20 protein-coding genes are annotated in these 21,631 nt (G+C 67.6%); 3 read left to right on the top strand and 17 right to left on the bottom strand.

Annotation, left to right across the window (positions count from 1 at the left end):
• Positions 1–18: 18 nt before the first annotated feature.
• From ACYVD1_RS03265 to ACYVD1_RS03240, 6 genes are read right to left on the bottom strand one after another with little or no spacing between them, the layout of a single operon-like run.
• Positions 19–777, bottom strand: a complete 759-nt coding sequence (locus ACYVD1_RS03265) for an SDR family NAD(P)-dependent oxidoreductase (RefSeq protein ID WP_460756818.1) — start codon at positions 775–777, stop codon at positions 19–21.
• Positions 778–837: 60 nt separating this feature from the next.
• Complete coding sequence (locus ACYVD1_RS03260) at positions 838–1,791, bottom strand: hydroxymethylglutaryl-CoA lyase (RefSeq protein WP_460756813.1); 954 nt, start codon at positions 1,789–1,791, stop codon at positions 838–840.
• A complete protein-coding gene (locus ACYVD1_RS03255; protein ID WP_460756810.1) occupies positions 1,788–3,137 on the bottom strand; it encodes an acetyl-CoA hydrolase/transferase family protein in 1,350 nt (449 codons plus the stop codon). Before ACYVD1_RS03255 ends, ACYVD1_RS03260 begins: the two co-directional genes overlap by 4 nt.
• Before the next feature lie 32 nt (positions 3,138–3,169).
• Positions 3,170–4,372 (bottom strand): thiolase family protein, encoded by a 1,203-nt coding sequence (locus ACYVD1_RS03250; RefSeq protein ID WP_460756806.1) that lies wholly within the window; start codon positions 4,370–4,372, stop codon positions 3,170–3,172.
• A gap of 3 nt (positions 4,373–4,375) precedes the next feature.
• Positions 4,376–5,170, bottom strand: a complete 795-nt coding sequence (locus tag ACYVD1_RS03245; RefSeq protein WP_460756799.1) for an SDR family NAD(P)-dependent oxidoreductase — start codon at positions 5,168–5,170, stop codon at positions 4,376–4,378.
• A gap of 1 nt (position 5,171) precedes the next feature.
• The gene (locus tag ACYVD1_RS03240) at positions 5,172–6,338 is read right to left on the bottom strand and encodes an acyl-CoA dehydrogenase family protein (protein WP_460756795.1); all 1,167 of its coding nucleotides are present in this window, start codon (positions 6,336–6,338) and stop codon (positions 5,172–5,174) included.
• Between the two features lie 246 nt (positions 6,339–6,584).
• Here ACYVD1_RS03240 and ACYVD1_RS03235 point away from each other — a divergent pair, with 246 nt between their 5' ends.
• Positions 6,585–7,391, top strand: coding sequence for a FadR/GntR family transcriptional regulator (locus ACYVD1_RS03235; protein ID WP_460756791.1), 807 nt, complete (start codon positions 6,585–6,587; stop codon positions 7,389–7,391).
• 108 nt (positions 7,392–7,499) lie between these two features.
• Here ACYVD1_RS03235 and ACYVD1_RS03230 read toward each other — a convergent pair whose 3' ends face one another.
• From ACYVD1_RS03230 to ACYVD1_RS03220, 3 genes are all read right to left on the bottom strand, one after another.
• Positions 7,500–9,176 carry an AMP-binding protein gene (locus ACYVD1_RS03230; protein WP_460756788.1) on the bottom strand — a complete coding sequence of 559 codons (1,677 nt, stop codon included), beginning with the start codon at positions 9,174–9,176 and terminating at the stop codon, positions 7,500–7,502.
• 143 nt (positions 9,177–9,319) lie between these two features.
• Complete coding sequence (locus ACYVD1_RS03225; RefSeq protein ID WP_460756784.1) at positions 9,320–10,105, bottom strand: enoyl-CoA hydratase/isomerase family protein; 786 nt, start codon at positions 10,103–10,105, stop codon at positions 9,320–9,322.
• A gap of 46 nt (positions 10,106–10,151) precedes the next feature.
• On the bottom strand, positions 10,152–11,132 hold the full coding sequence (locus ACYVD1_RS03220; RefSeq protein WP_460756779.1) for a quinone oxidoreductase family protein: 981 nt from the start codon (positions 11,130–11,132) through the stop codon (positions 10,152–10,154).
• A gap of 650 nt (positions 11,133–11,782) precedes the next feature.
• Between ACYVD1_RS03220 and ACYVD1_RS03215 the strand changes: the two genes are divergently transcribed.
• Together ACYVD1_RS03215 and ACYVD1_RS03210 are read left to right on the top strand one after the other, a co-directional pair.
• Positions 11,783–12,658, top strand: coding sequence for an SDR family oxidoreductase (locus ACYVD1_RS03215; RefSeq protein WP_460756774.1), 876 nt, complete (start codon positions 11,783–11,785; stop codon positions 12,656–12,658).
• A gap of 213 nt (positions 12,659–12,871) precedes the next feature.
• Positions 12,872–13,459: a TetR/AcrR family transcriptional regulator gene (locus ACYVD1_RS03210; RefSeq protein WP_460756771.1), complete on the top strand. Its 588-nt coding sequence runs from the start codon at positions 12,872–12,874 to the stop codon at positions 13,457–13,459.
• A gap of 27 nt (positions 13,460–13,486) precedes the next feature.
• On the opposite strand, the gene ACYVD1_RS03205 is transcribed toward ACYVD1_RS03210, so the two are convergent.
• From ACYVD1_RS03205 to ACYVD1_RS03170, 8 genes are read right to left on the bottom strand one after another with little or no spacing between them, the layout of a single operon-like run.
• Positions 13,487–13,639, bottom strand: coding sequence for a hypothetical protein (locus ACYVD1_RS03205; protein ID WP_460756767.1), 153 nt, complete (start codon positions 13,637–13,639; stop codon positions 13,487–13,489).
• Positions 13,636–14,889 carry a CaiB/BaiF CoA transferase family protein gene (locus ACYVD1_RS03200; protein WP_460756763.1) on the bottom strand — a complete coding sequence of 418 codons (1,254 nt, stop codon included), beginning with the start codon at positions 14,887–14,889 and terminating at the stop codon, positions 13,636–13,638. The genes ACYVD1_RS03205 and ACYVD1_RS03200 overlap by 4 nt, the downstream gene beginning before the upstream one ends.
• Before the next feature lie 2 nt (positions 14,890–14,891).
• On the bottom strand, positions 14,892–16,394 hold the full coding sequence (locus ACYVD1_RS03195; RefSeq protein ID WP_460756758.1) for an aldehyde dehydrogenase family protein: 1,503 nt from the start codon (positions 16,392–16,394) through the stop codon (positions 14,892–14,894).
• Positions 16,395–16,453: 59 nt separating this feature from the next.
• The gene (locus tag ACYVD1_RS03190) at positions 16,454–17,233 is read right to left on the bottom strand and encodes an enoyl-CoA hydratase (protein WP_460756754.1); all 780 of its coding nucleotides are present in this window, start codon (positions 17,231–17,233) and stop codon (positions 16,454–16,456) included.
• Between the two features lie 8 nt (positions 17,234–17,241).
• The gene (gene mmsB / locus ACYVD1_RS03185) at positions 17,242–18,219 is read right to left on the bottom strand and encodes a 3-hydroxyisobutyrate dehydrogenase (RefSeq protein ID WP_460756749.1); all 978 of its coding nucleotides are present in this window, start codon (positions 18,217–18,219) and stop codon (positions 17,242–17,244) included.
• A complete protein-coding gene (locus tag ACYVD1_RS03180; RefSeq protein ID WP_460756745.1) occupies positions 18,216–19,310 on the bottom strand; it encodes an enoyl-CoA hydratase/isomerase family protein in 1,095 nt (364 codons plus the stop codon). The genes mmsB and ACYVD1_RS03180 overlap by 4 nt, the downstream gene beginning before the upstream one ends.
• Before the next feature lie 54 nt (positions 19,311–19,364).
• On the bottom strand, positions 19,365–20,501 hold the full coding sequence (locus ACYVD1_RS03175; protein ID WP_460756742.1) for an acyl-CoA dehydrogenase family protein: 1,137 nt from the start codon (positions 20,499–20,501) through the stop codon (positions 19,365–19,367).
• A 50-nt stretch (positions 20,502–20,551) separates the two neighbouring features.
• On the bottom strand, positions 20,552–21,433 hold the full coding sequence (locus ACYVD1_RS03170; RefSeq protein WP_460756738.1) for a cytochrome b/b6 domain-containing protein: 882 nt from the start codon (positions 21,431–21,433) through the stop codon (positions 20,552–20,554).
• Positions 21,434–21,631: the final 198 nt, after the last annotated feature.

Genomic DNA, 21,631 nt, shown 5'->3' with positions numbered 1-21,631 from the left:
CCGATCGCGCGCGGCCGCTCAGGCCATCGTCAGTCCGCCGGAGACGGACAGGGTCTGGCCGGTGATGTAGCCGGCCCCCTCCGAAGCGAAGAAGGCGACGGCGGGGCCGACGTCCTCTGGGGTGCCCAGGCGCTTCATGGGGACGCCGCGGGCCATACCGGAGATCACCTTGTCCGCGTCGTCACCTGCACCGTCGGCGAACTTGCGCAGGGCCGGGGTGTCGGTCGGGCCGGGGCAGACCGCGTTGGCGGTCACGCCCTTGCGGGCGACCTCGCGGGCCAGAGTCTTGGTGAAGGCGATGACCCCGCCCTTGGCACCGGAGTAGACGGCCTCCAGCGACGAGCCGACGAGGCCGGCGTCGGAACCGATGTTGATGACACGGCCGTAGCCGCGCTCGACCATGCCCGGCACGATCGCCTTGATGGTGCGCAGGTGGCCCTTGAAGTTGAGGTCCACGATCTTGTCCCAGAACTCCTCGGTGGTGTCCAGGAACGGCATAAAGTCATCCCAGCCCGCGTTGTTGACCAGTACGTCGATAGGGCCAGCCTTCTCCTCGGCCTGCTTGACGGCCTCCTGGACGGACGTGGTGTCCGTGACGTTCATCGCCACGGCCACGGCCTTCAATCCGCGGCCGTTCAGTTCCTCCGCGGTTTCGGTGGCGACCTCCGGGTTCAGGTCTGCGATGACGACGGTGAAGCCGGCCTCGGCCAGGGACGCGGTGATCCCCTTGCCGATGCCTTGGGCCCCTCCGGTGATCAGTGCGGCGCGTTCGGTCATGGTCTTTCCCTTCGAGCGTGATGGCGGGTCGTGCGTGATGGCGGGCTGGTTCGCAACGCGTCAGGCGGCCGTGTTCCAGTCGATGGGGCCGGCCACGATCGAGTGGCTGGTCAGCTTGCGGCCGAGGATGTCCTGGGCGTGCCGGGAAGCGCCGATCACGGCCTCGAGGTCCACACCGGTCCGCACCCCCATCTCGTGGAACATGCTGATGAGGTCCTCGGTGGCGATGTTGCCTGTGGCGCCCTTCGGCACCGGGCAGCCGCCCAGCTCACCGAAGCTGGACTCGAAGGAACGGCATCCGGCCTCCAGGGCGGCATAGGCATTGGCCAGGCCCTGTCCGCGGGTGTTGTGGAAGTGGGCCGTCAGCTCCACGCCTGGGAGGCGACGGGCCGCCTCGGTGAAGAACCGGTGGACGTAGGCCGGATTCGCCATGCCCGTGGTGTCCCCGAAGCCCAGCTCGGCGGCGCCCGCGTCCGCGAACTCCTCGGCCAGGTCGAGCACCCGGCCCATGGGCACGTGGCCCTCATAGGGACAGCCGAACGAGGTGGCGATCACCGCCCCGGACTTGACCCCCTCAGCCACGATCCGGCGCCCCATCGACTTCACGTCCTGCATCGTCTCGCGCACGGTCCGGTTGATGTTGGCCTTGTTGTGCGATTCCGAGGCACTGACAAACAGCGTGCAGGCATCGAAGAGCTCCCGGCAGGTCAGAGCGTTGTCCAGGCCCTTGGAGTTCGGGATCAGCACCATTCGTTCGACCGTCTCCGGCAGGTCGATGGCGCGAAGCACCTCCCTCCCGTCGGACAGCTGGGGGATGACGTCAGGACGGACGAAGCTGGCCACCTCGATGCGGGTGAGGCCCGTCTGTCCCAACTCGTTGATGAGCCGGACCTTGTCGGCGGTGGCGATGGTCTCGGGTTCGTTCTGGAAGCCGTCGCGGGGTCCGACCTCACGGATCGTGGCCGTGCGCTCCTCCCCCGGGGTCGCGTTGGTCTGGGTCTGGTCCAGCGTCATGCGGACACCTCCCGGGTGTTGTACTGGCCATTTCTTCGGGCGCCCTGTGTGGCGGACCCACCGCCCAGGCGCTGGGTGCGGGGCAGAACGCCGGAGGCGACAGCGGCCTGGGTCAGGCCCTCGCGGTGCTCCTCGGCGGCGATGGCGATCAGCCGCCGGGCGATCTCGGCTTCCGTGGCACCCGCCAGCTCGGCGATGCCGTGCTCGGTGGCCACGATGTCCACATCGGCGCGCGCGGTGGTGACCAGACCGGCATCGAGCGCCGTCTGGATGGTCGAAGCGCCCTGGTTCGTGGAGCGCAGAGCGATGATCGAGCGTGCCCCCGTCTGAGCGGCGGCGCGGCTGAAGTCGGCCTGGCCGCCGATTGCACCTAGCCAGCGGCCCCCGGCCCGTTCCGCCCCCACTTGGCCGGACAGGTCCACGGCGAGTGCCGAGTTGATCGAGACCAGGCCGCGCAGCTGCGCGAGCACAGCCGGGTGGTGAGTGTGGCTCACCGGGCGGAAGGAGACCGGTCCGTCAGGTCCGAGGCGGTCGTACAGAGCTGTGGACCCCAGTGCCGAGCCGGTGGTGACGAGCCCTGGATCGACTTCCTTGCGGGCCCCGGTGGCCACTCCGGACTCGACGAGGTCCAGGACGGAATCCGTGATCATGCCGGAGTGAAAGCCCAGATCGCGGTGATCGGCGAGGGCTGACAGCACGGCGTCGGGAAGGGACCCCACTCCCAACTGCAGGGTGGAGCCGTCATCGATGAGCCCGGCCACGTGCCCGGCGATCGCCCGGTCCACGCGGTCGGGGGCACGGAACACCATCTCGGCGAGCGGCCGGTCCACCTCGACGGTGGCGGCGAAAGCGTCCAATGGCAGCGTGGGCGCGTCACGGGTGATCGGCATGGCGTGGTTGATCTCGGCTACCAGAGTCCGGGTGTGTGCCCAGGCGTCAGCCATATAGTCGACGGCGACGCCCAGGCTGACCCGTCCGTCCGGACCCGGCGCGGAGACCTGGACGAGCCCGATGTCGGTCGGCAACAGGCCTCGGGCGAACAGACGCGGTAGGGCCGAATAGTGCGCGGGGATGACTTCGAGCCTGCCCGCGGCGGCAGGCCAGCGCAGCTGCCCGAGCGCCCCGTAGGAGAGGAGCTCAAGCGAATCCGGCAGGGGACGGCCGAGGCGGGGATTCAGGCTCAATCCGCTGAAAGCCCTCGCCGCGGGGGCCGCGGTCTGCCTATTCTTCTGGGCTTCTGAGACGTCCAGCAACGTGTCGACCAGGCTGACCGGCTCGCCGGCCCCCTGCCCCCACCACACGTCGGCCTGTTGGCCGAGCAGGGATCTCATCCTGTGGACGTCCACGCACTCCTCCTTCGTTGTCGCGCATTGCGTCCTCAGACGCGCTGGACCAGCGTGGCGGTGCCGAGACCACCGCCGCAGCACATGGTGACCAGGCCGATCTCCACGTCGCGGCGTTCCATTTCGGCCAAGAGTGTGCCGAACAGCCGAGACCCGGTAGCGCCTACCGGGTGGCCGAGGGCGATGGCCCCGCCGTTGACGTTCACCCGGTCCATGTCCGGACCCAGCTCTTGCTCCCAAGCCAGCACCACGGAGCTGAAAGCCTCGTTGACCTCGATCAGGTCGATGTCGTCGATCGTCATGCCGTTGCGCTTGAGCAGCTTCTGGGTGGCCGGGATCGGCCCGGTGAGCATGATGACCGGGTCCACGCCGATCGTCGTCTGGTCCAAGATGCGGGCCCTGCGGGTCAGGCCGTGGCGTTCGACCGCGCTGTCTGAGGCGATGACCACCCCTGCCGCACCGTCGCAGATCGGCGAGGAGGACCCGGCGGTGATCCGCCCGTCCTTCCTGAAGACCGCCTTGAGGCCGGCCAGGGTGTCCCGTGAGGTTCCCGAACGGATGGCCTGGTCACTGGCGTGCAGCTCTCCGTGCGTCTCCCAGGGGATCATCTCCCGGTCGAACCTGCCGTGGGCGACCGCCTCCGCGGCCCGGGACTGTGACCGGACGGCGTAGTCGTCCATCTGCTCACGGGTGATACCCCAGCGGTCCGCGATGAGCTCTGCGCTCTCTCCCTGGGGGACGAACTCGTACAGGGACCGCAACTCCTCCGGCCAGGGATCCCCGTAGAGCTTGGAGATCTCCTGCGGGGCGTTCATGGGCACCTGCCCCATGTGCTCCACACCGCCGGCGATGACCACGTCATGGGTGCCCGAAGAGATCAGCCCGGCCCCCATCTCCACCGCGGTCTGGGCCGATCCGCACCGGCGGTCCAGGACGGTCGCCGGGACCTCCGGCGGGTAGCCGACCTGCAGCCAGGCATTGCGGGCGATGTTCCGGGACTGCTCGCCGAACGGCGCGGTACAGCCGATGACCAGGTCCTCGACATCGTCAGGCGCCAGAGCGGTGGAACCAAGGAGCGCCGTGTAGACCCGGCCGAGCAGCTCGTTGGGATGCACGTCCCTGAACCAGCCCTTTTCGGGGTGGGCCTTGCCCATGGGGGTACGCAGGGCCTCGACGATCCAGGCGTCGCGTCCGTTCTCGATGAACGGGTTCGTGAACTGGCGTGTGGACTTCGCCATGGCTCAGACCACCGTCCCACCATCGACCGGCAGTACCTGACCGGTGATGTAGCTCGCGGCATCGGAGGCGAAGAAGACGAAGCTCGGGGCTATCTCCTCAGGCTCGGCCCAACGGCCCATGGCGATCCGCGACAGCTGCTTGGCCGCCAGCTTCTCGTTGGTGCGGACGGTCTCCGTCATGGCCGTGGCCGCCAGGGGGGCGAGCGCGTTGACGGTGACCTGCCGCCGGGCCAGCTCCCTGGCAAGCGACTTGGTGAGGCCGATGACACCGGCCTTGGCGGACCCGTAGTTCACCTGGCCGATCGTGCCGGTGAGCCCGGCAGCGGAGGTGACGTTGAGGATCCGCCCGGTTCCGTTGTCGGGAAGGTACTGCTCGGCCGCCTGGCTGACGGTGAAGGAACCGCCCAGGTGAATGCCGACGATGCGTTGGAACTGCTCAGCGGTCATCTTCGGGAACATGGAGGGGGCGATGGCACCGGCGTTGTTCACGACGATGTTCAGGGTCCCGTCGTTCAGTGCGGCCGCCTTGCGCGCCGTCTCGGCCGCCCGGCCTTCGTCGCGGACATCCAGGACGGCGTGATCCGACTGACCGCCGTCAGCCGCGATGCCTTCGGCCACGGACCGGGCCGCGGCCTCGTCGATGTCCGTCACCAGTACGGCGGCGTTGGCAGCGGCGAAAGCTCGGGCTACGGCCGCACCGATCCCTGAGCCGGCCCCCGTTACCAGTGCGGACCTGCCAGCCAGTGAGAAGGCCGCGGGGTAGTCCCGTCGCACGGCGGGTGTGGTGTCTGCAGTCATCTCAGTAGCTCCTCGGCAGGCCCAGTACGTGTGAGCCCAGGTAGTTCAGGACCATCTCCTGGCTGATGGGGGCGATGCGTGTCAACCGGGCTTCACGGAAGAACCGGGCCACCGGATACTCCTCGGAGTAGCCCATGCCCCCGTGGGTCTGCAGAGCGCGGTCGGCTGCGTCGAAGCCGGCGTCGGCGCACAGGTACTTGGCCATGTTCGCCTCCTTGCCGCACGGCCTGCCGTTGTCGTAGAGCCAGGTGGCCTTGCGCAACATGAGTTCGGCGGCCTCCAGGCGGGCCAAGGAGTCAGCCAGAGGGAACTGGATACCCTGGTTCTTTCCGATCGGCCGCTCGAAGACCACCCGGTCGTTGCCGTACTGCGTGGCGGCCTTCAGCGCCGCGTAACCGATCCCGAGTGCCTCGGCGGCTACGAGCATTCGTTCGGGGTTGAGGCCGTCGAGCAGGTAGGTGAACCCCTTGCCCTCCTCGCCGATCCGGTGCTCCTCCGGGACCCGGAGGTCGTCGATGAACAGCTCGTTCGAGGTGACGGCGTTGCGGCCCATCTTCTTAATGGGGCGGATGTCCACGTGATCACCGTCGATGTCCGTGAAGAACAGGGTCATGCCGTCCGTCTTCTTCTCCACATCCTCAGGTCGGCTGGTGCGGGTCAGGAGCAGCATCTTCTCGGACTCCACAGCCTTGGAGATCCAGACCTTGCGGCCATTGACCACGTAGTCGTTGCCGTCCCTGCGAGCGAAGGTGCTGATCCGGGTGGTGTCCAGACCAGCTCCGGGCTCGGTGACGCCGAAGCACACGTGCAGGTCCCCGTTGGCAATCCGCGGCAGGTGCTTCCGCCGCATCTCCTCGTTGCCGTGCACCACCACGGGGTGCATGCCGAAGATGGACAGGTGCATGGCGCTGGCTCCGTTCATGCCAGCCCCGGACGCGGCCACCTCTTGAAGGAGTATGGATGCCTCAGTGATGCCCATCCCGTGGCCGCCGAACTCCTCGGGGATGGTCATGCCCAGCCAGCCGCCGGAGGCGAAGGCGTCATAGAACTCCGTGGGGAATTCCTTCGCCAAGTCCTTGTCCATCCAGTACTGGGCATCGAAGCGGGAGGCGAGTCCGGACACCGCGTCCTTGATCGCCTGCTGGTCTTCTGTCACCTCGAAGTCCATGAGTGGCCTCCTAGCCCGGGGTGCCTCTTGGCGCGGGGGTACGGTCGTATCACCCAACTCATGAACCATAGCAAAGGTCAGACCGAATAACTATCGCGACCCCGGTGATAGTGTCACGACACGAGAACTATTCGCTTCTTGCCATCAGGCTGTTGGACTGTCCATTCCGCAAGACCGGCCAGTACCGACACGACGGCCAACGCCCCTCGATTCAGAGGACGCTCCCGCCGCCATTCCGGAGGATCCATGAGTACACAGACCGACGGTGACCGGGACGGCGCAGCGCCTGACGCCGAGACGACAGGTCCCGACACTCCCCGCGCAACCCTCTCCCCCCTGCGGGTACCGAAAGCCTCAGATGTCCTGGCGGGCGATCTACGCGAACGCATCCTCCGGGGCGAGTTCCCCGAGGGGAGCTCACTGCCCCCGGAGCGCGAGCTGGTGGCCCAGACCTCCATGAGCCGGACGACGGTCCGGGAGAGTCTGCGCATCCTGGAGGTCCAGGGGCTGGTCACCATCCGGACCGGCCGTTCAGGCGGGGCCTTCGTGCGCCGCCCGGACAGCGACTCGATGGCCGATTCCGTGGAGCTACTCATCCGAGGACGCCAGATCCGCCTGGACGACCTCCTGGAGACACGCGAGGCCATCGAACCCCAGTGCGCCGGTCTCGCCGCCAGGCACCGCACCGATGAGGACCTCGACCGGCTGGAGGAGCTGAACACGAGGATCGAGGACGCCAAGGGTCCCTCCTTGGCAGAGTTCCTGCAGGCCAACGTCGACTGGCACGTGGCCGTCGCCGAGGCCAGCCACAACGAACTGCTTTCCGGCATGATGCGCGCCCTGTCCCAGGCCATCTACGAGGGAACTGACAACCAGGGGTTCGTCGACGACGAGGTCCGGGCCACCACGGTCAAGGCGCACCGTTCCATCACCCGGGGCATCCGCGCCAAGGACTACGACGCGGCGGTCCGCCGCATGTCCCGGCACGTCCACTCCTACGCCGAGGCGATCCTCGAGGTCGAGGAACGGACGGGCATCAATGTTCGGCGCTGAGGCATCGAATACGAACCGAGCGACACAACGCAGAGGCGCCGGGCGGTCACTGTGAGATGACTGCCCGGCGCCTCTGCGTGGGCTTACCCTCGACGGGCCGGATCCCCGTCAGACCGGCATGGACTCGTTGGGCCCTCCGGCCTCCCTGAGCTTCTTGGCGATGTCGGCCCGCAGCAAGTTCTTCTGGACCTTGCCGGTGGGCGTGGTGGGAACGTCCTCGACGACCTCGAGGCGCTCCGGAACCTTCTGAATGGCCAGGCCGTGACCCGTGAGATAATCCTTGATCTGCTCCAGGGTCAGGGGGTCGCGGCCGGAGGCCGGAACCAGGTAACAACAGGCCCGCTCCCCCATGGCCTCGTCCTCCATGGCGACCACCGCAACCATGTCCACCGCCTCGTGGGCCGATAGCAGGTCCTCCACCTGGCGCACAGAGATATTCATGCCTCCGCGGATAATGATGTCCTTGAGCCGGCCGGTCACCCGAACATAGCCGTCCTCATCCAAGACACCCAGGTCACCTGACTTCGAATAGCCCTCGGTCGTGAACGACTCCGCCGTCTGCTCCGGCTGACCCACGTACTCCAGCATGCACATGCCGCCGCGGTAGCCGATCTCCCCCTCCACGCCCGGAGGCAGGACCTCGTCCTTTGAACCGAGAATGACCACCTCCTGGCCGCGCAACGGCTTTCCGTCCGACGCCAGGGAGCGCTCCGGGTCGTCATCCAGCGTGCACATGGTCATGGTGGTGTTCTCGGTCCGGCCGTAGAGGCTCAACACGGACAGGTTCGGCAGCATCCGCCGGGCCTTCTCAACCAGCGATGCCGGGATGGGTGCGCCTGCCAGGGTCCAGAACCGCATGGAGGAGGCATCGTGGCGCTCGGGATCATAGACGCTCAGCAGGTTCTGCAGAAAGGTCGAGGCGTTGATGGTGCCGGTGCAGCCGTGCTCCTTGATCTGTTCCAGGGCCTTCTCCGGGTCCCACCGCTCCATCACGTGCGTCGCCGCCCCGTGGATCAGGGGCAGGATGATGCTCGTGACGAGCCCGGTGGTGTGAGTGACCGGACTAGGGCCGAGTTGCACATCTTGCTCGCCGTAGCGGTAGTTCCCCCCTTGGATCCTGGCCGACGCGGCCAGCGTGTTGAAGGTATGCAGGCATCCCTTGGCCTTGGACGTGGTACCCGAAGAGAACACGATGGCGAAAGGGTCGTTCGGGCCGGAACCCTCCGGCAGATCGCCAGCGTCCCCTTCGACCGTGATCCCGTCCACTAGGTCCTCGAGGGTCCGGGTTCCTTCGGGGCCGGTTCCCCGCACCGTGATGACGTGCTCGAGACTCGGGGCGGTGTCCTGGAACGCCCGAAACATCCCGGCATGATCGAAGCCGCGGTACGCGGTCACCGTGAAGGCGACCTTGGCGCCAGCGGTCTCGATGATGTGCCCCACTTCGTCCTCGCGGTAAATGGGCTGGATGGGGACGATGACGGCGCCCAAGCGGTTGACGGCCATCGTCAGCGGGGCGAACTCCGCCCAGCTGGGCATCTGGATGGCGACAGTGTCTTCCCGGGACACCCCGAGCCTTGCCAGGCCAACAGCAATCCTCAGGGCCTCGTCACGTACCTGCCGATAGGTGTACTGGCTGGTGTCGTCCGTAATGAAGACCTTGTCGCCACGCTGGACCGCCTGCTTCTCCAGTTCGCCGAACATGGAGAGCTCGCCCCAGACCCCCTCCGCGTGGAAGCGGTCGATCTGCTCCGGGGGATAGCGGTCATGGACTGTCGCGAGAGCCATCATTCCTACTTCCGAGCCGCTCTGGGCCCCAACTCGACCTTGCCGCCGACCACGGCTGTGACGCGGCTCACCAGCATGTTACTTAGGTCAGACCATTAGCACAATATGTAGAATTGGGGCTTACTTCAGACCTGCCCGGCAGTTCAGCGGCTCTGCCACCGCGGTTCGCGCTTCTCCTTCAGCGCCGCGACCCCTTCGCGGACGTCCTCCGTGGCGAAGGCCAGCGCCAGCTGGGACCGCAGGTAACCCAGCGCATCGTCGAAGGGCATGTCCCTAGTGGCATCCAGCGCGTCCTTTCCCATCCGAAGCAGCAGCGGGGATCGTGTGGCCAGTCGGCCGGTGAGCCGGGAGAGCTCCTCCTCGAAACTCTCCCGGGGTGCCACGCGGTTGACGATGTCCATGCGCTGGGCCTCTTCAGCGGTGATAAGTTCACCGGTCATCATCAGCTCGTTGGCCTTGGACCGCGGGACACTGCGGTAGATCAGCGCCGAGATCATGAACGGGAAGACCCCCACGTTGATCTCCGGGCAACCGAAGCGCACTCCCTCCCGCGCCACGATGAAGTCGCAGCCGAGGGCGAGGCCGAAGGCACCGGCAAGCACGTCGCCTTCCGCCGCACAGACGATGGGCTTTCCGAGCCCTCCCAAGGCCCGGTAGAGCCGCGGGAAACGATCGAGCCCGGCGTACTTCTCAATGACGGGGCGGTCGTCCGTGAAATCCTTGAGGTTGCCCCCGGAGGAGAAGACCTTCCGGTCCGCGGAGCGCAGCACCACCACGCGCACCGACTCGTCCAGCCGGGCAGCCTCCAACTCGGCCAGCAATTGATCCAGGGTGTCGTCCCCCAGGGCGTTCCGGGTGGACGGGTCGTCGAGGGTGAGTGTCAGGACGGATCCGTCGCGACCGTGGCGAATGGTTCTGTTCGAGGTCATGGCATGTCTTTCGTTGTTCTCGGACGCCGCACTGGTGGGGAGGTATTCAGCCGTGGTCGAGAACGACTTTGCCGAACCCCCCGCCGGATTCCAGGTAACGGTGGGCATCGGCGGCCTGCCCCAAGGGGAAGACCCGGTCGATGACGGGCGGGCGAACCGAAGCGGCCCTGACCAGTTGGAGTAGCCCGCCGAAGTCCCGAGGGCTTCCCATGGTGGTTCCAAGCAGGTCGTACTGACCGAAGTAGAAGGAGCGCGTGGCCAGGGGCGCAGTGTCTCGGGCATTGGCCCCGAGGACCACGCAGCGGCCACCGGGCCGGAGGGCTCCGATGGATTCGTCGACCCGGCCGACGGGGTCGAGCACGAGATCAAAGCCCTCACCGCCGTTGGCTGAGCGCCGGGCCTCCTCGACCCAACCCGGAGCCGAATGGTCGATGCCGGCGGTCGCCCCCAAGCCGCGGGCTCTGGCGATCTTGTCCGGCGACCCGGAAGTGACGGTGACCTTGGCGCCCGCGGCGGCGGCGAGCGCAACGGCCATAGTGGCCACCCCGCCACTGGCGCCGATCACCAGCAAGGACTCTCCTGCGGCCAGGCGGCCGCGGGTGAACAAGGCACGGTAGGCGGTGACACCGACCAAGGGAAACGCAGCGGACTCCACGGCGGTCCACCCGGACGGCCGCGGAAAGACGGAACCGGCGGGAACGGATACCAGCTCTGCGTAGGTCCCGTTCCGATGGTCCCCGAGGATCTCAAAGCCCGGCGCGGGCGCGGATTCCTTCTCGCCCCAGAACAGGGACGGCAGGATGAGGACGTCCTCTCCGGTCTCGGCCACCACGCCCGCCCCGTCCGCCCCCGGAATGATGGGCAAAGGCGAACCGTACAAGCCCTGGCGCATCAGGGTGTCATGCCAGTTCAACGCACTGGCCTGCAATCGCACCGTGACCCAACCCTCGCGGGGTTCGGGGTCGGCCACCGAGCTCGGGACCAGGACCCCGGGTCCACCGAACGCGTTCATCTGAATGGCCTGCATACCGCCTCTTTCGGTCTCATCATCACCATCCTGCGGCGCGCTCGCAGCCCCGAACCCTCGGCCCAGAACCCGTCCGACCGACCCCGACGGCCTGCCCTGTCGAACCTGAGCGGCACCAGACATACCTTGAATATAATGGACTGACCATTATAGAGTATCGCTCATTAGCTGTTACTTGCACTCTGGAGGCTTCGTGACGGTCCGCCCACCGGCATCCGAAGCGGCATACGAGGACTCGCCCTGGCGGAACTACGCGGAGACGGCCCTGGCCGCCGGGGCAGGAGTCCGCCGTGCCGGTCCGCGAGAGCCGCAAGACCCCCGGTGCGTCACCGGATGTGCAGAGCGTTGACCGGGCACGCGCGGCGTCGACGGCCACAAGCCCACCCGGCTCTTCTTGACCGATGCGGATGCCCCCCGGTTCTGAGCCCCGTTGACAAGTCCGTTGGTAGTGCGGCTGTCTCCAACGTGCTGACCTCGTCCACCTCGGCCGGGCACATGCACGTCGGCGCAGGCGTGCCTGGCCAGCAGCAAGGCGAGGCTGACCGGGATGGTTCGGACCGCGGCCGCGGAAAGCGGAGAACAGTGGAGGGGGCGTCTCCGCGAACCTGGTCCTGTCCGGAACCACCGCCAACAACCGCTGGAGAAAGATCATGAACGCTTACCAATCGGCCTTCCGACCGGACCTCTTCGCCGGTCAGACCGTGATGGTCACCGGGGGCGGCAGCGGCATCGGACGGTGCACTGCCCATGAGCTGACCTCATTGGGTGCCCACGTGGCGCTCATAGGGCGCAAGCAGGAGAAGCTGGACACCGTCGCTGACGAGATCCGGAAGGACGGCGGCTCAGTCTCCACGTACTCCGGAGATATCCGCGACGAGGACCGCGTGGTGGAGATCGTTGATGCGGTCCTGTCTGAGCACGGCCGCATCAACGGTCTGGTCAACAACGCCGGAGGCCAGTACCGAGGCGCACTCAAGTCGATCAAGACCAAGGGTTTCGAAGCGGTCATGCGGACCAACGTGGTCGGCGGATTCATCGTCATGCGCGAGGTCTTCAACCGGACGATGGAGCAACACGGAGGCTCCATGGTCAACCTGATCGCCGACATGTGGATGGGCTGGCCCATGTACGGGCACTCGGGCGCTGCCCGGTCAGCCATGTGGAACCTCACCGAGACGGCCGCTGCCGAGTGGGGCGACGCGGGCGTCCGAGTGAATGCCGTGGCCCCGGGGTCGATCGCCTCCTCCGGGCTGGATACCTATGACCCTGAGGACGACGGTTACATGCAGCGCGATCTGCGCGGCGAGATCCCCCTCCAGCGTTGGGGGACCGAGTCCGAAGTCTCTGCCGCGATCACCTACCTGTTGTCCCCCGCTTCCGGCTTCACCTCCGGCTCCGTGATCCGGGTCGACGGCGGCGCCCCGAACGGTGCGCGGACCTGGGTCGTTCCGGAACCGGCCCGGAACGTCCAGCCGTTCCAGGCCTTCCACCGTTCCGTGGCACCCAGGATCCTCGGCGAGGATTAGTACCGCCGGTTCGGGCGCCTCCGGCCCGAAGCCCTGCCCCGAGCCAGGCCGATCCGGGGGCGCTTACGGACCAGTTCTCCCAGCCGATGTGTTCCCCGCCAGCGACGCCTCGGGGTACATCACCGGTGACGGCAGTCGATGTTCCCGTGGGCGGGCGGACCCTCCATCAGTGCACCTATTGTGAACGATCGTTACCAGGGATAGGCTCGCGCTGTGGATAAGGAACGGACCATACTCCAGGTTGCGGCCACTGCCTTTGCCGAGAAGGGTTTCCATGGTGTCAGTGTGGACGAGCTCGGCAAGCGCGCCGGCCTCAGCGGGCCTGCCCTGTACCGATCGTTCTCTGGTAAGGACGAAATCCTGGCGACCCTGTTGAACGAAGCCATGGATGAGCTGATGAGCGCCACCATCCCCGTACACGATGACCCCTACCAGGACCTGGACCGCGCCTTGCGGCACCATGTCCGCTTCTCCATCACCCACATCCCCATGGTCGGTCTCTACCAGCGGGAAGTCCGTTCGCTCACCAAACCGTGGAAACGTCCCTTCGACCGGCGGCAGCGACAGTACATCGAACGGTGGGAAAGCCTGGTCAGGCGGCGCTACCCCCACTTGCCCGACGAAAGAACCTCGCAGGCCGTGCAGTCCACCCTCGGCGCTGTCTTCTCCATGACATCCTGGCCCCGCCGGACCCTGGGCGGGCGCGACGTGGAGGAAAACCTGTTGTCCTTCCTCCACGCAGGCCTCAGCGACCTGGGCCTCTCCCGTCCCGCAACATCTGCACCCGCGTCGACCACCTGAACCGACCATCAGCGACCAGGGTGGCGATCACCGGACTGAACAGGGCCACATCCGCTCCGTCATGGTGTTCCGTCGACCGGGGTTGGCCAGGGTGCCGGTGGCCACCGGACCCTCCATGGTGACGGTGACGTTCCCGCCCGACCGCACCGGCTCGCTGTCCGGCGGCGTCGGCGCGCTCACGACCGGCCCTTCCCCCGGCCCCCCGTGGCAGCTTGGCGCACGATGCCTGCGTCGACCAGCCCTGCGATCTGTACTTCGTCCAGGCCCAGTCCTCCCAGCACGGCGCGGGTGTCCTCGCCCAGCGCGGGCGGCGCCTTGCGTAGCGGGGTGGCCTCGCCGTCGATGTTGAGCGGGCCGCGCAGCAGGGGCAGGTCCGAGCCGTCGGAGCGCTGGACGCGCTGGACCATGTCCAGGGCCTGGACCTGTGGGTCAGCGAAGACCTGCTCGTACGTGTAGATCGGACCGGTGGGAACCCCGGCCTCTCGGAGGGCCTCGACCCATTCCATCCCGGGTTTGGCGGCCAGCCTCACTTCGATCTGCTCGGTCAGGGCGTCCCGGTTCACTGACCGTTCCCGCCCCGTGGCGAACCGCGGATCGTCGGTGAGTTCCGGGGCACCGATCACCTCGCAGAACACCCTCCAGTGGGCCTGGCTTCCTACGGCGATGATGGCGGGGATGTCCGCGGTGCGGAAGACCCCGTAGGGCGCCAGGACGGGGTGGTTGTTGCCCTGCGGCGAGGGGACGGCCCCGGTGCTGAGGTAGTTCTGGCCTTGGAAGGCGGAGATCGCCAGGCCGGCTTCGAGCAGGGATGTGGCCACCTGTCTGCCCTGACCGTCCTGGCGGTCGCGTCCGGCCAGGGAGGCACAGATCCCGACGGCGGTGAACAGACCCGCGTAGATGTCCATCACCGGGAGGCCGACCCGCGTGGGGTGGTCGGCGTCCGGTCCGGTCACGGACATGAGGCCGGACATTGCCTGGGCCACCTGGTCCAGGCCGGCGGACTGGGCCAGCGGCCCGACAGTCCCGAAGCCGGAGACCGAGGCGATCACCAGCCCGGGGTTGGCCTCGCGCAGCTGTTCGGGGTCCAGGCCCATGGTGGACAGCACACCGGGACGGAAGTTCTCCACAAGGACATCGGCCGAGGTGGCAAGGCCCCAGAGAAGCCGACGCCCCTCCTTCGAGTAGAAGTCCACCGCGATGGACTGCTTGTTGCGGTTGGTCGAATCGAAGTACAGGGAGTGGTCGCCCTCGAAGGGGGGCCACGTGCGGGTGGAGTCGCCGCCCTTGGCGGACTCGACCTTGACGATGGCCGCCCCGAGGTCTCCGAGCAGGGCGGTGCAGTACGGTCCCGCCAGCGCCCGGGACAGGTCCATGACGGTGATCCCGTCCAGGGGCAGCGCGGCGGAGTTCTCGGTGGGATGCGGGGCCATGGTCAACCCCGCAGCTTCACGTTGATCTGCTTGATCTGGGTGAAGCCCTCCAGCATGCCCTCGAGGGAGGCCTCGCGGCCCATCCCGGACTGCTTGTAGCCGCCGTAGGACTGGCCGACAACCTGTCCCCCGCCCTGATTCACCTGGACCCAACCGGACTCGATCCGGTGGGCGGTGTTCAGTGCGTCGTCCAGGTCATGAGTCCAGACGTAGGCGGCCAGGCCGTAGTGGGAGTCGTTGGCCATCTTCACCACCTCGTCCACGTCCTTCCACTTGATGGCCACGAGGACCGGGCCGAAGATCTCCTCCTGGGCCAGCCGGAAGTCGTTGCGGGCCCCGCCGAAGATGGTGGGCGTGTGGTAGAAGCCCTCGGTCAGAGGTCCCTCGGCGGGCTTCTTGCCACCCAGCACAGTGGTCAGGTCCGGGTGGTCACGGCCGTCCGTCAGGTAGCCGCTGATCTGGTCGAACTGGCTCTGGTTGATGACCGATCCCATGTCCGTGGCATCGTCGAGCGGGTCTCCGACCGTGAGGGCCCCGAGCCGGGCGGACAGTCCCTCGAGCACCTCGTCGTAGATGTCCTCGTGCAGGAACAGTCGGGAGCCAGCCGTGCAGGACTGTCCCTGGCGGGTGAAACGGGACGACAGCAGCAGGCCGTCCAGGATGCCCTCGTCCTCCACCGCGTCCGGAAACACGATGGACGGGTTCTTCCCGCCGAGTTCGAGGGACAGGTGGGCCAGGCGCTCGGAGGCCTGTGCGGCCACGCCACGGCCCACCTCGGTGGAACCGGTGAAGGAGACCTTGTCCACGCCCGGGTGCGCGGACAGGGCGTCACCGATGACCGATCCGCGCCCGGTCAAGGAATTCACGGCACCGGGCGGCACGTGGCGCTGGCAGACTTGGGCCAAGTACTGGACGGTCAACGGAGCGTCGTCGGCCGCCTTGAGGATGACCGTGTTGCCGGCGGCCAAGGCGGCCGGGACCTTGAACGCCGCGATCATCAGCGGGGAGTTCCACGGCAGGATGCAGGCGACCACGCCGAGCGGTTCCCGGCGACTGTACTGCAACTGCTGGTCACCGGCGGGCAGGGTGACTCCCTTGGACTCCCCTGCGACCCCGGCGAAGTAGCGGAACAGTGAGACGAGCGTGCTGACCTCGGGCCGGGCCTGCGTCCGCAGGGCGTTGCCCGTGTCCAGGGCAGTCAGCCGGGCGAACTTCTCGGCCTCGGCCTCGATGTCGTCCGCGATGGCCAACAGCGCCTTCGCGCGCCCGGTGAAGTGCAGGCTCCGCCATTCGGGGAAGGCCTGGCGCGCGGCCGCCACCGCCCGGTCCACATCATCCGGACCGGCTGCCGGGACGCGCCCGATCACACCGCCCCGACACGACGGGTTGCGCACGTCGCGCCATGCGCCGGTGCTCGCCTCCACTGCGCGGCCATCGATCCACAGCAGCTGCTCGATGCCGTCCAGGATGTCGCTGGCACGGGAGTCCAGGATGATCTCGGTCATGGGTCCCTCTTCCGGGTTTCTTGGCGATTCGGGTGAGGTCGATGCGGACAGTGGCGGGCTCAACGGTGACGGAACGTCGCGGCGCGGCGCTCAGTGAAGGCGGCCATGCCCTCGGTCTGGTCCTCGGTGGCGAAGCAGGCGTGGTTCAGTCGGCGTTCGAGCGTCACGCCTTCGGCGAGGGTGGACTCGTAGGCGGCATTCACCGCCTCCTTGGCGAGCATCGCGACCGGCTTGGACATAGCGGCGGCGGTCTCCGCGAGGGCGGCAGCCTCGGTGAGCAGGTCGGCCACCGGCACCACGCGTGCGACCAGGCCGGAGTGCTCGGCCTCCTCGGCGCCCATGACGCGTCCGGTCAGGACCATCTCCATGGCCTTGGACTTGCCGATGGCCCGGGTCAGGCGCTGAGATCCGCCCATCCCGGGGATGACACCGAGCTTGATCTCGGGCTGGCCGAACTTCGCGTTGTCCGCGGCGACGATGACGTCCGCCATCATCGCCAGCTCGCAGCCGCCGCCGAGGGCGTGCCCGGCCACGGCCGCAATCACCGGTGTCCGCACGGTCGTGAACCGTTCCCAGATACCGAACAGGTCAGTGGTGTAGGCCTCCGTGAAGCTGAGTGAGGCCATCTCCTTGATGTCCGCGCCGGCAGCGAAGGCCTTCTCGGAACCTGTCAGGACGATCGCCCCGATGCCCGGGTCATGGTCGAAGCGGGTGGCGGCGTCGATGAGCTCGTGGCTGAGCTGGTTGTTCAGGGCGTTGAGGGCCTTCGGCCGGTTCAGGGTGATGGTCGCGACCCGGCCCTCGGTGCTGGTCAGGATGGTCTCGTAGCCAGCGGCCATGGTGGTCCTCACTTCTCGGTGGGTCCGGTGGAGGCACCGGAGTGCTCGCGGATCAGCTCGATGATGCTGGAGAAGTCCTTCGTGCCTGCATCGCCTTCGGCGTAGCCCGCGTAGATCTGTTCGGCCAGCAGTCCCATCCGGCTCTGAGTGCCGGTGGACTCGATGGCGTGCCGGGCCAGGCCGAGATCCTTGGCCATCAGCGCCGTTGCGAATCCGGGCTGGTAATCCCGGTTGGCCGGTGAAGTCGGAACCGGACCGGGCACCGGACAGTTGGTGGTCAGCGCCCAGCACTGTCCGGTGGCGTTGGAGGCGACGTCGAAGAGCGACTCGTTGCTCAGGCCCAGCTTCTCGCCGAGGACGAAGGCCTCCGAGACGGCGATCATGGAGGCGCCGAGGATCATGTTGTTGCAGGCCTTGGCCGCTTGTCCGGCGCCGGTTCCGCCGCAGTGCACCGCGCGCTTTCCGACCACCTCCAGGATCGGCAGGGCCTCGGCGTAGTCCTCGGTCGAGCCGCCAACCATCATGGCCAGCCTCCCGGCCTCAGCCCCCACGGTGCCGCCGGAGACTGGAGCGTCCAGGCTGCGGTGACCGGCCGCGGTCGTGATCTCGTGCACGGCGTGCGCGTCCTCGACCGCGATGGTGGAGCAGTCGATGAACAGGGTGTTGGGCGCGGCGACAGCCAACAGGCCCTCGACGGGCTCGCGGCCGTCGGAGCCATCGCTGCCCTGGTAGGCGCCGAGCACGTGGCGGCCGGCCGGCAGCATACTGATGACCAGCTGGGACCGCCGGACGGCGTCCGGAGCCGACTCGGCGATCCGCACCCCGGTGGCCCGGGCCTTGTCCTGTGTCTCCGGAGCGAGATCGAATCCGGTCACCCGGTAGCCGGCCCGGACGAGGTTGGCGGCCATCGGGCCGCCCATGTTGCCCAGTCCGATAAAGGCGATGTCCGGCAGAGGGCCGCCGGTTCCAGCCGTGTTCTCGGTCATGAGGCGGTCTCCTTGGTCTCTGAGAGGTGCTGTGAGAGCTCGAGGCCGTCACTGAGCGGTGCGAACAGCGCAGTGACGTCGGCGTCCGAGACGCCTTCGAGGGTGGCCGGGTCCCACTGCGGGTTCCGGTCCTTGTCCACCAGCTGGGCTCGGATGCCCTCGGGCATGTCGTGGCCGCGCAGCAGGTGGTAGGCCAGCCGGTAGTCGCGCTCGAGGACCTGCTGGACCGTGTCCGTCTCCCGAGTCCGGCGGAGTAGTTCCAGGGTCACCTTGACCGACGTCGGGGACTTGGCTTGGATCTGGGAGGCCGCCTTGGCCGCCGCCGGATCCCCGTCCGCTTGCAAGGCGGCGATGATCTCCTCGGCGGTGCCCCGTCCATAGCAGGATTCGATCCACTGGCGGTGCTCCTCCAGAGGCGCGCCGGGCGGATCGGTTGCCGAGGCTGCGATCGCTTCCGGTGCATCGGTGACCTCGAGGGCACGGGCCAGACCGTCGAGTGCGTTGGAGGGGACGAAGTGGTCGGCGAAGCCGAGGGCAACGGCGTCCGCCCCGGTGACGTGGCCCGAGGTCAGGGCCATGTGGGTCCCGAAGGCACCGGCCCGGCGGAGCAGGCGTGCTCCGCCGACGTCGGGGAAGAACCCGATGCCGGTCTCCGGCATACCTACACGGGTGCGCTCTGTAACCACGCGGTTCGAGCCGTGGGCGGAGATACCCACTCCGCCGCCCAGGACGATGCCGTCCATGAAGGCGACGTAGGGCTTGGGGTAGTCGGCGATCAGCGCGTTCATCGCGTACTCGGCCGCGAAGAAGGCCTCACCGGCCTCCGGGCGGCCGTCGACGGCAGCACGGTAAAGGGAGACGATGTCGCCGCCGGCGCACAGCCCCTTCTCGCCGGTACCGGTCACCAGGACGGTCCGGACCCCGCTGTCCTCGCGCCAGTCCGCCAGGGTAGCGCGGACGGTGTCCACCATGCCGTGCGTCAGCGTGTTCAGGGCCTTCGGGCGGTTCAGGATGAGGTGGCCGAGCCGACCGGCCCGCCGGACTATCACCTCGGGTTCAGAAGGCCCGACTGGCTTGGCTTCCGTACTCATGGATTCCTTTCAGGCGTCGTGACTGGTTCGACCGGTCCCGCGGCCGTGGCAGTGTCAGCCTTCGACCAGCATCCGGCCGACGATCAGCCGCATGATCTCGTTGGATCCCTCGAGGATCTGGTGGACCCGCAGGTCGCGGGCGATCTTCTCCACCCCGTACTCGTGCAGGTAGCCGTAGCCGCCGTGGAGCTGGAGGGAGGTGTTCGCGGCCTCGAATCCAGCGTCGGTGGCCACCCGCTTTGCCATGGCGCACAGCCGCACCGTGTCCGGGTCATTGCGGTCCAGGGCGTCGCCAGCCCGCATCAGGAAGGTGCGGGCCGACTCCAGCTCCGTGGCCATGTCCGCGAGGTTGAAGACGAGGGACTGCTTGCTGGTCAAGGGCTCGCCGAACGCCGTGCGTTCTTTCAGGTACGCCGTCGCCTTCTCCAGGGCCGCCTGGCCGCCGCCGATGGAACAGGCGCCGATGTTGATCCGGCCGCCGTTGAGTCCCTTCATGGCGATGTGGAAGCCGTCGCCCTCCTCCCCGAGCCGGTTGGCTACGGGGACTCGGGCGTCCTCGAAGATCACTGGGCGCGTGGGCTGGGTGTTCCATCCCAGCTTCTTCTCGTTCGGGCCGAAGGAGAGTCCGGGGGTGTCCGACGGGACCACGAGCGTGGAGATGCCCTTGGAGCTGGTGTCCGCGGTCCGGCACATCACCACGTAGTGCTCAGACGAGCCCGCCCCGGAGATGAACTGCTTGACCCCGTTGAGGACGTAGTGGTCACCGTCCCGGACCGCGCGGGTACTCAGGGCCGCTGCGTCCGACCCGGCTTCGGGCTCGGTGAGGCAGTAGCTGCCCAGGTGTTCCATACTCGCCAGCTGCGGGATCCACTGGGTGCGCTGCTCATCGGACCCGAAGGCGTCGATCATCCACACGACCATGTTGTGGATGGAGATGTAGGCGGCAAGCGCCGGGTCGGCCTTGGCCAGTTCCTCGAAGATGAGGACAGCGTCCTTGCGCTCCAGTCCGGCCCCGCCGTATTTCTCAGTGGCGTAGATGCCGCCCAACCCGAGTTTTCCCGCCTCGGCGAGGACGTCCACGGGGAAGTGCTTCTCTGCGTCCCAATGCAGGGCGTAGGGGGCGATCCGCTCGGCGGCGAAGCTGCGAACGGCCTCCACGAGGGCCCGCTGTTCCTCGGTGACGTGGTACATGACTGCGGTCCTTCCTCCGGGTCCGCCCCGACGTGCGGGCGTGGTCGGGGTTACTTGGAGACTTTGCCCATGCGCTGGGCGATGGGTGTGGTGAACAAGGGCTTGGAGAGGAACCAGGCGGCGGCGATGACCACCAGGGAGGCCAGGAAGATGACCAGGCCCCACCAGTCCACGACGTCCCGGGAGGTGTACATGTGGTTGAGGTTGCGCAGGGCACCGGTGAAGAACACCAGGAACACGTGAGCGATCGTGAAGGCCACGAAGTAGAGCATCACCGGGAAGTGCACGGCCCTCGCCCACTCGACCGGGTAGAGCTTGGTGAGGCGTTCGGCCTTCTCCGGCCACGATGTCGAGAACCGGATCCCGGAGATGACGGCCAGCGGAGCCGCGATGAACACGGTGACGAAGTAGGCCATCACCTGCAGCGCGTTGTAGTGCACCCACCCGTCTTCGGTGGGCCAGTCCAGTGAGGCGTACTGGATGGCCCCGGAGAGCATGTTCGGGAAGATGTCCCAGTCCGTGGGCACGATCCGCATCCAGTGCCCGGTCACCATCAGCAAGACCACGAAGATGATTCCGTTGGCCACCCAGAGCACGTCCAACGATTGGTGGAGCCACTGGGACAGGGACACCTTCTTCGGGGCGTTGCCCTTCGGGGAGAAGAACGAGTTCTCCTTGGCCGTCCAGTAACCCGGTGGCTTGCGCTCGGTGCGCACCTGCAGACCGGTGCGGATGATCAGCACGATGAAGAACATGTTGAAGAAGTGCTGCCAGCCCTTCCACCAGGGCATCCCCTCCGGGGCCGCCTCCGGCTGGGAAGCATGCCCGTCATAGGTGGCGATGAACTGCTGGACCGGCTCCAGGGTCCGCAGCCAACGGGCGGCCAGCACGACTACCAACGCGACGACGACCAGTCCGGCGGTGACCGACACCGGCCTCACCCACGCCGGGCGCCCCGCCCCGGCCCCGGATGCGGGTGCCGTCCGCGACGCCGAACCCCTCGGTGTGCCCCCCGCTCCTGCTGAGGAGGCGGCAGCCGGACCAGCGGCCGCAGAGGAGCTCGCGTCCATCCGCGACGGCTTCGCCGCTCGCGCACCGCCCTCCTGCCCCGCCGTGTCCCGGCCGGGCAC

This window comes from Nocardiopsis nanhaiensis (assembly GCF_054778635.1).
The sequence above is the reverse complement of the archived record's forward strand: the minus strand, read 5'-3'. Positions and strand labels throughout refer to the sequence as shown.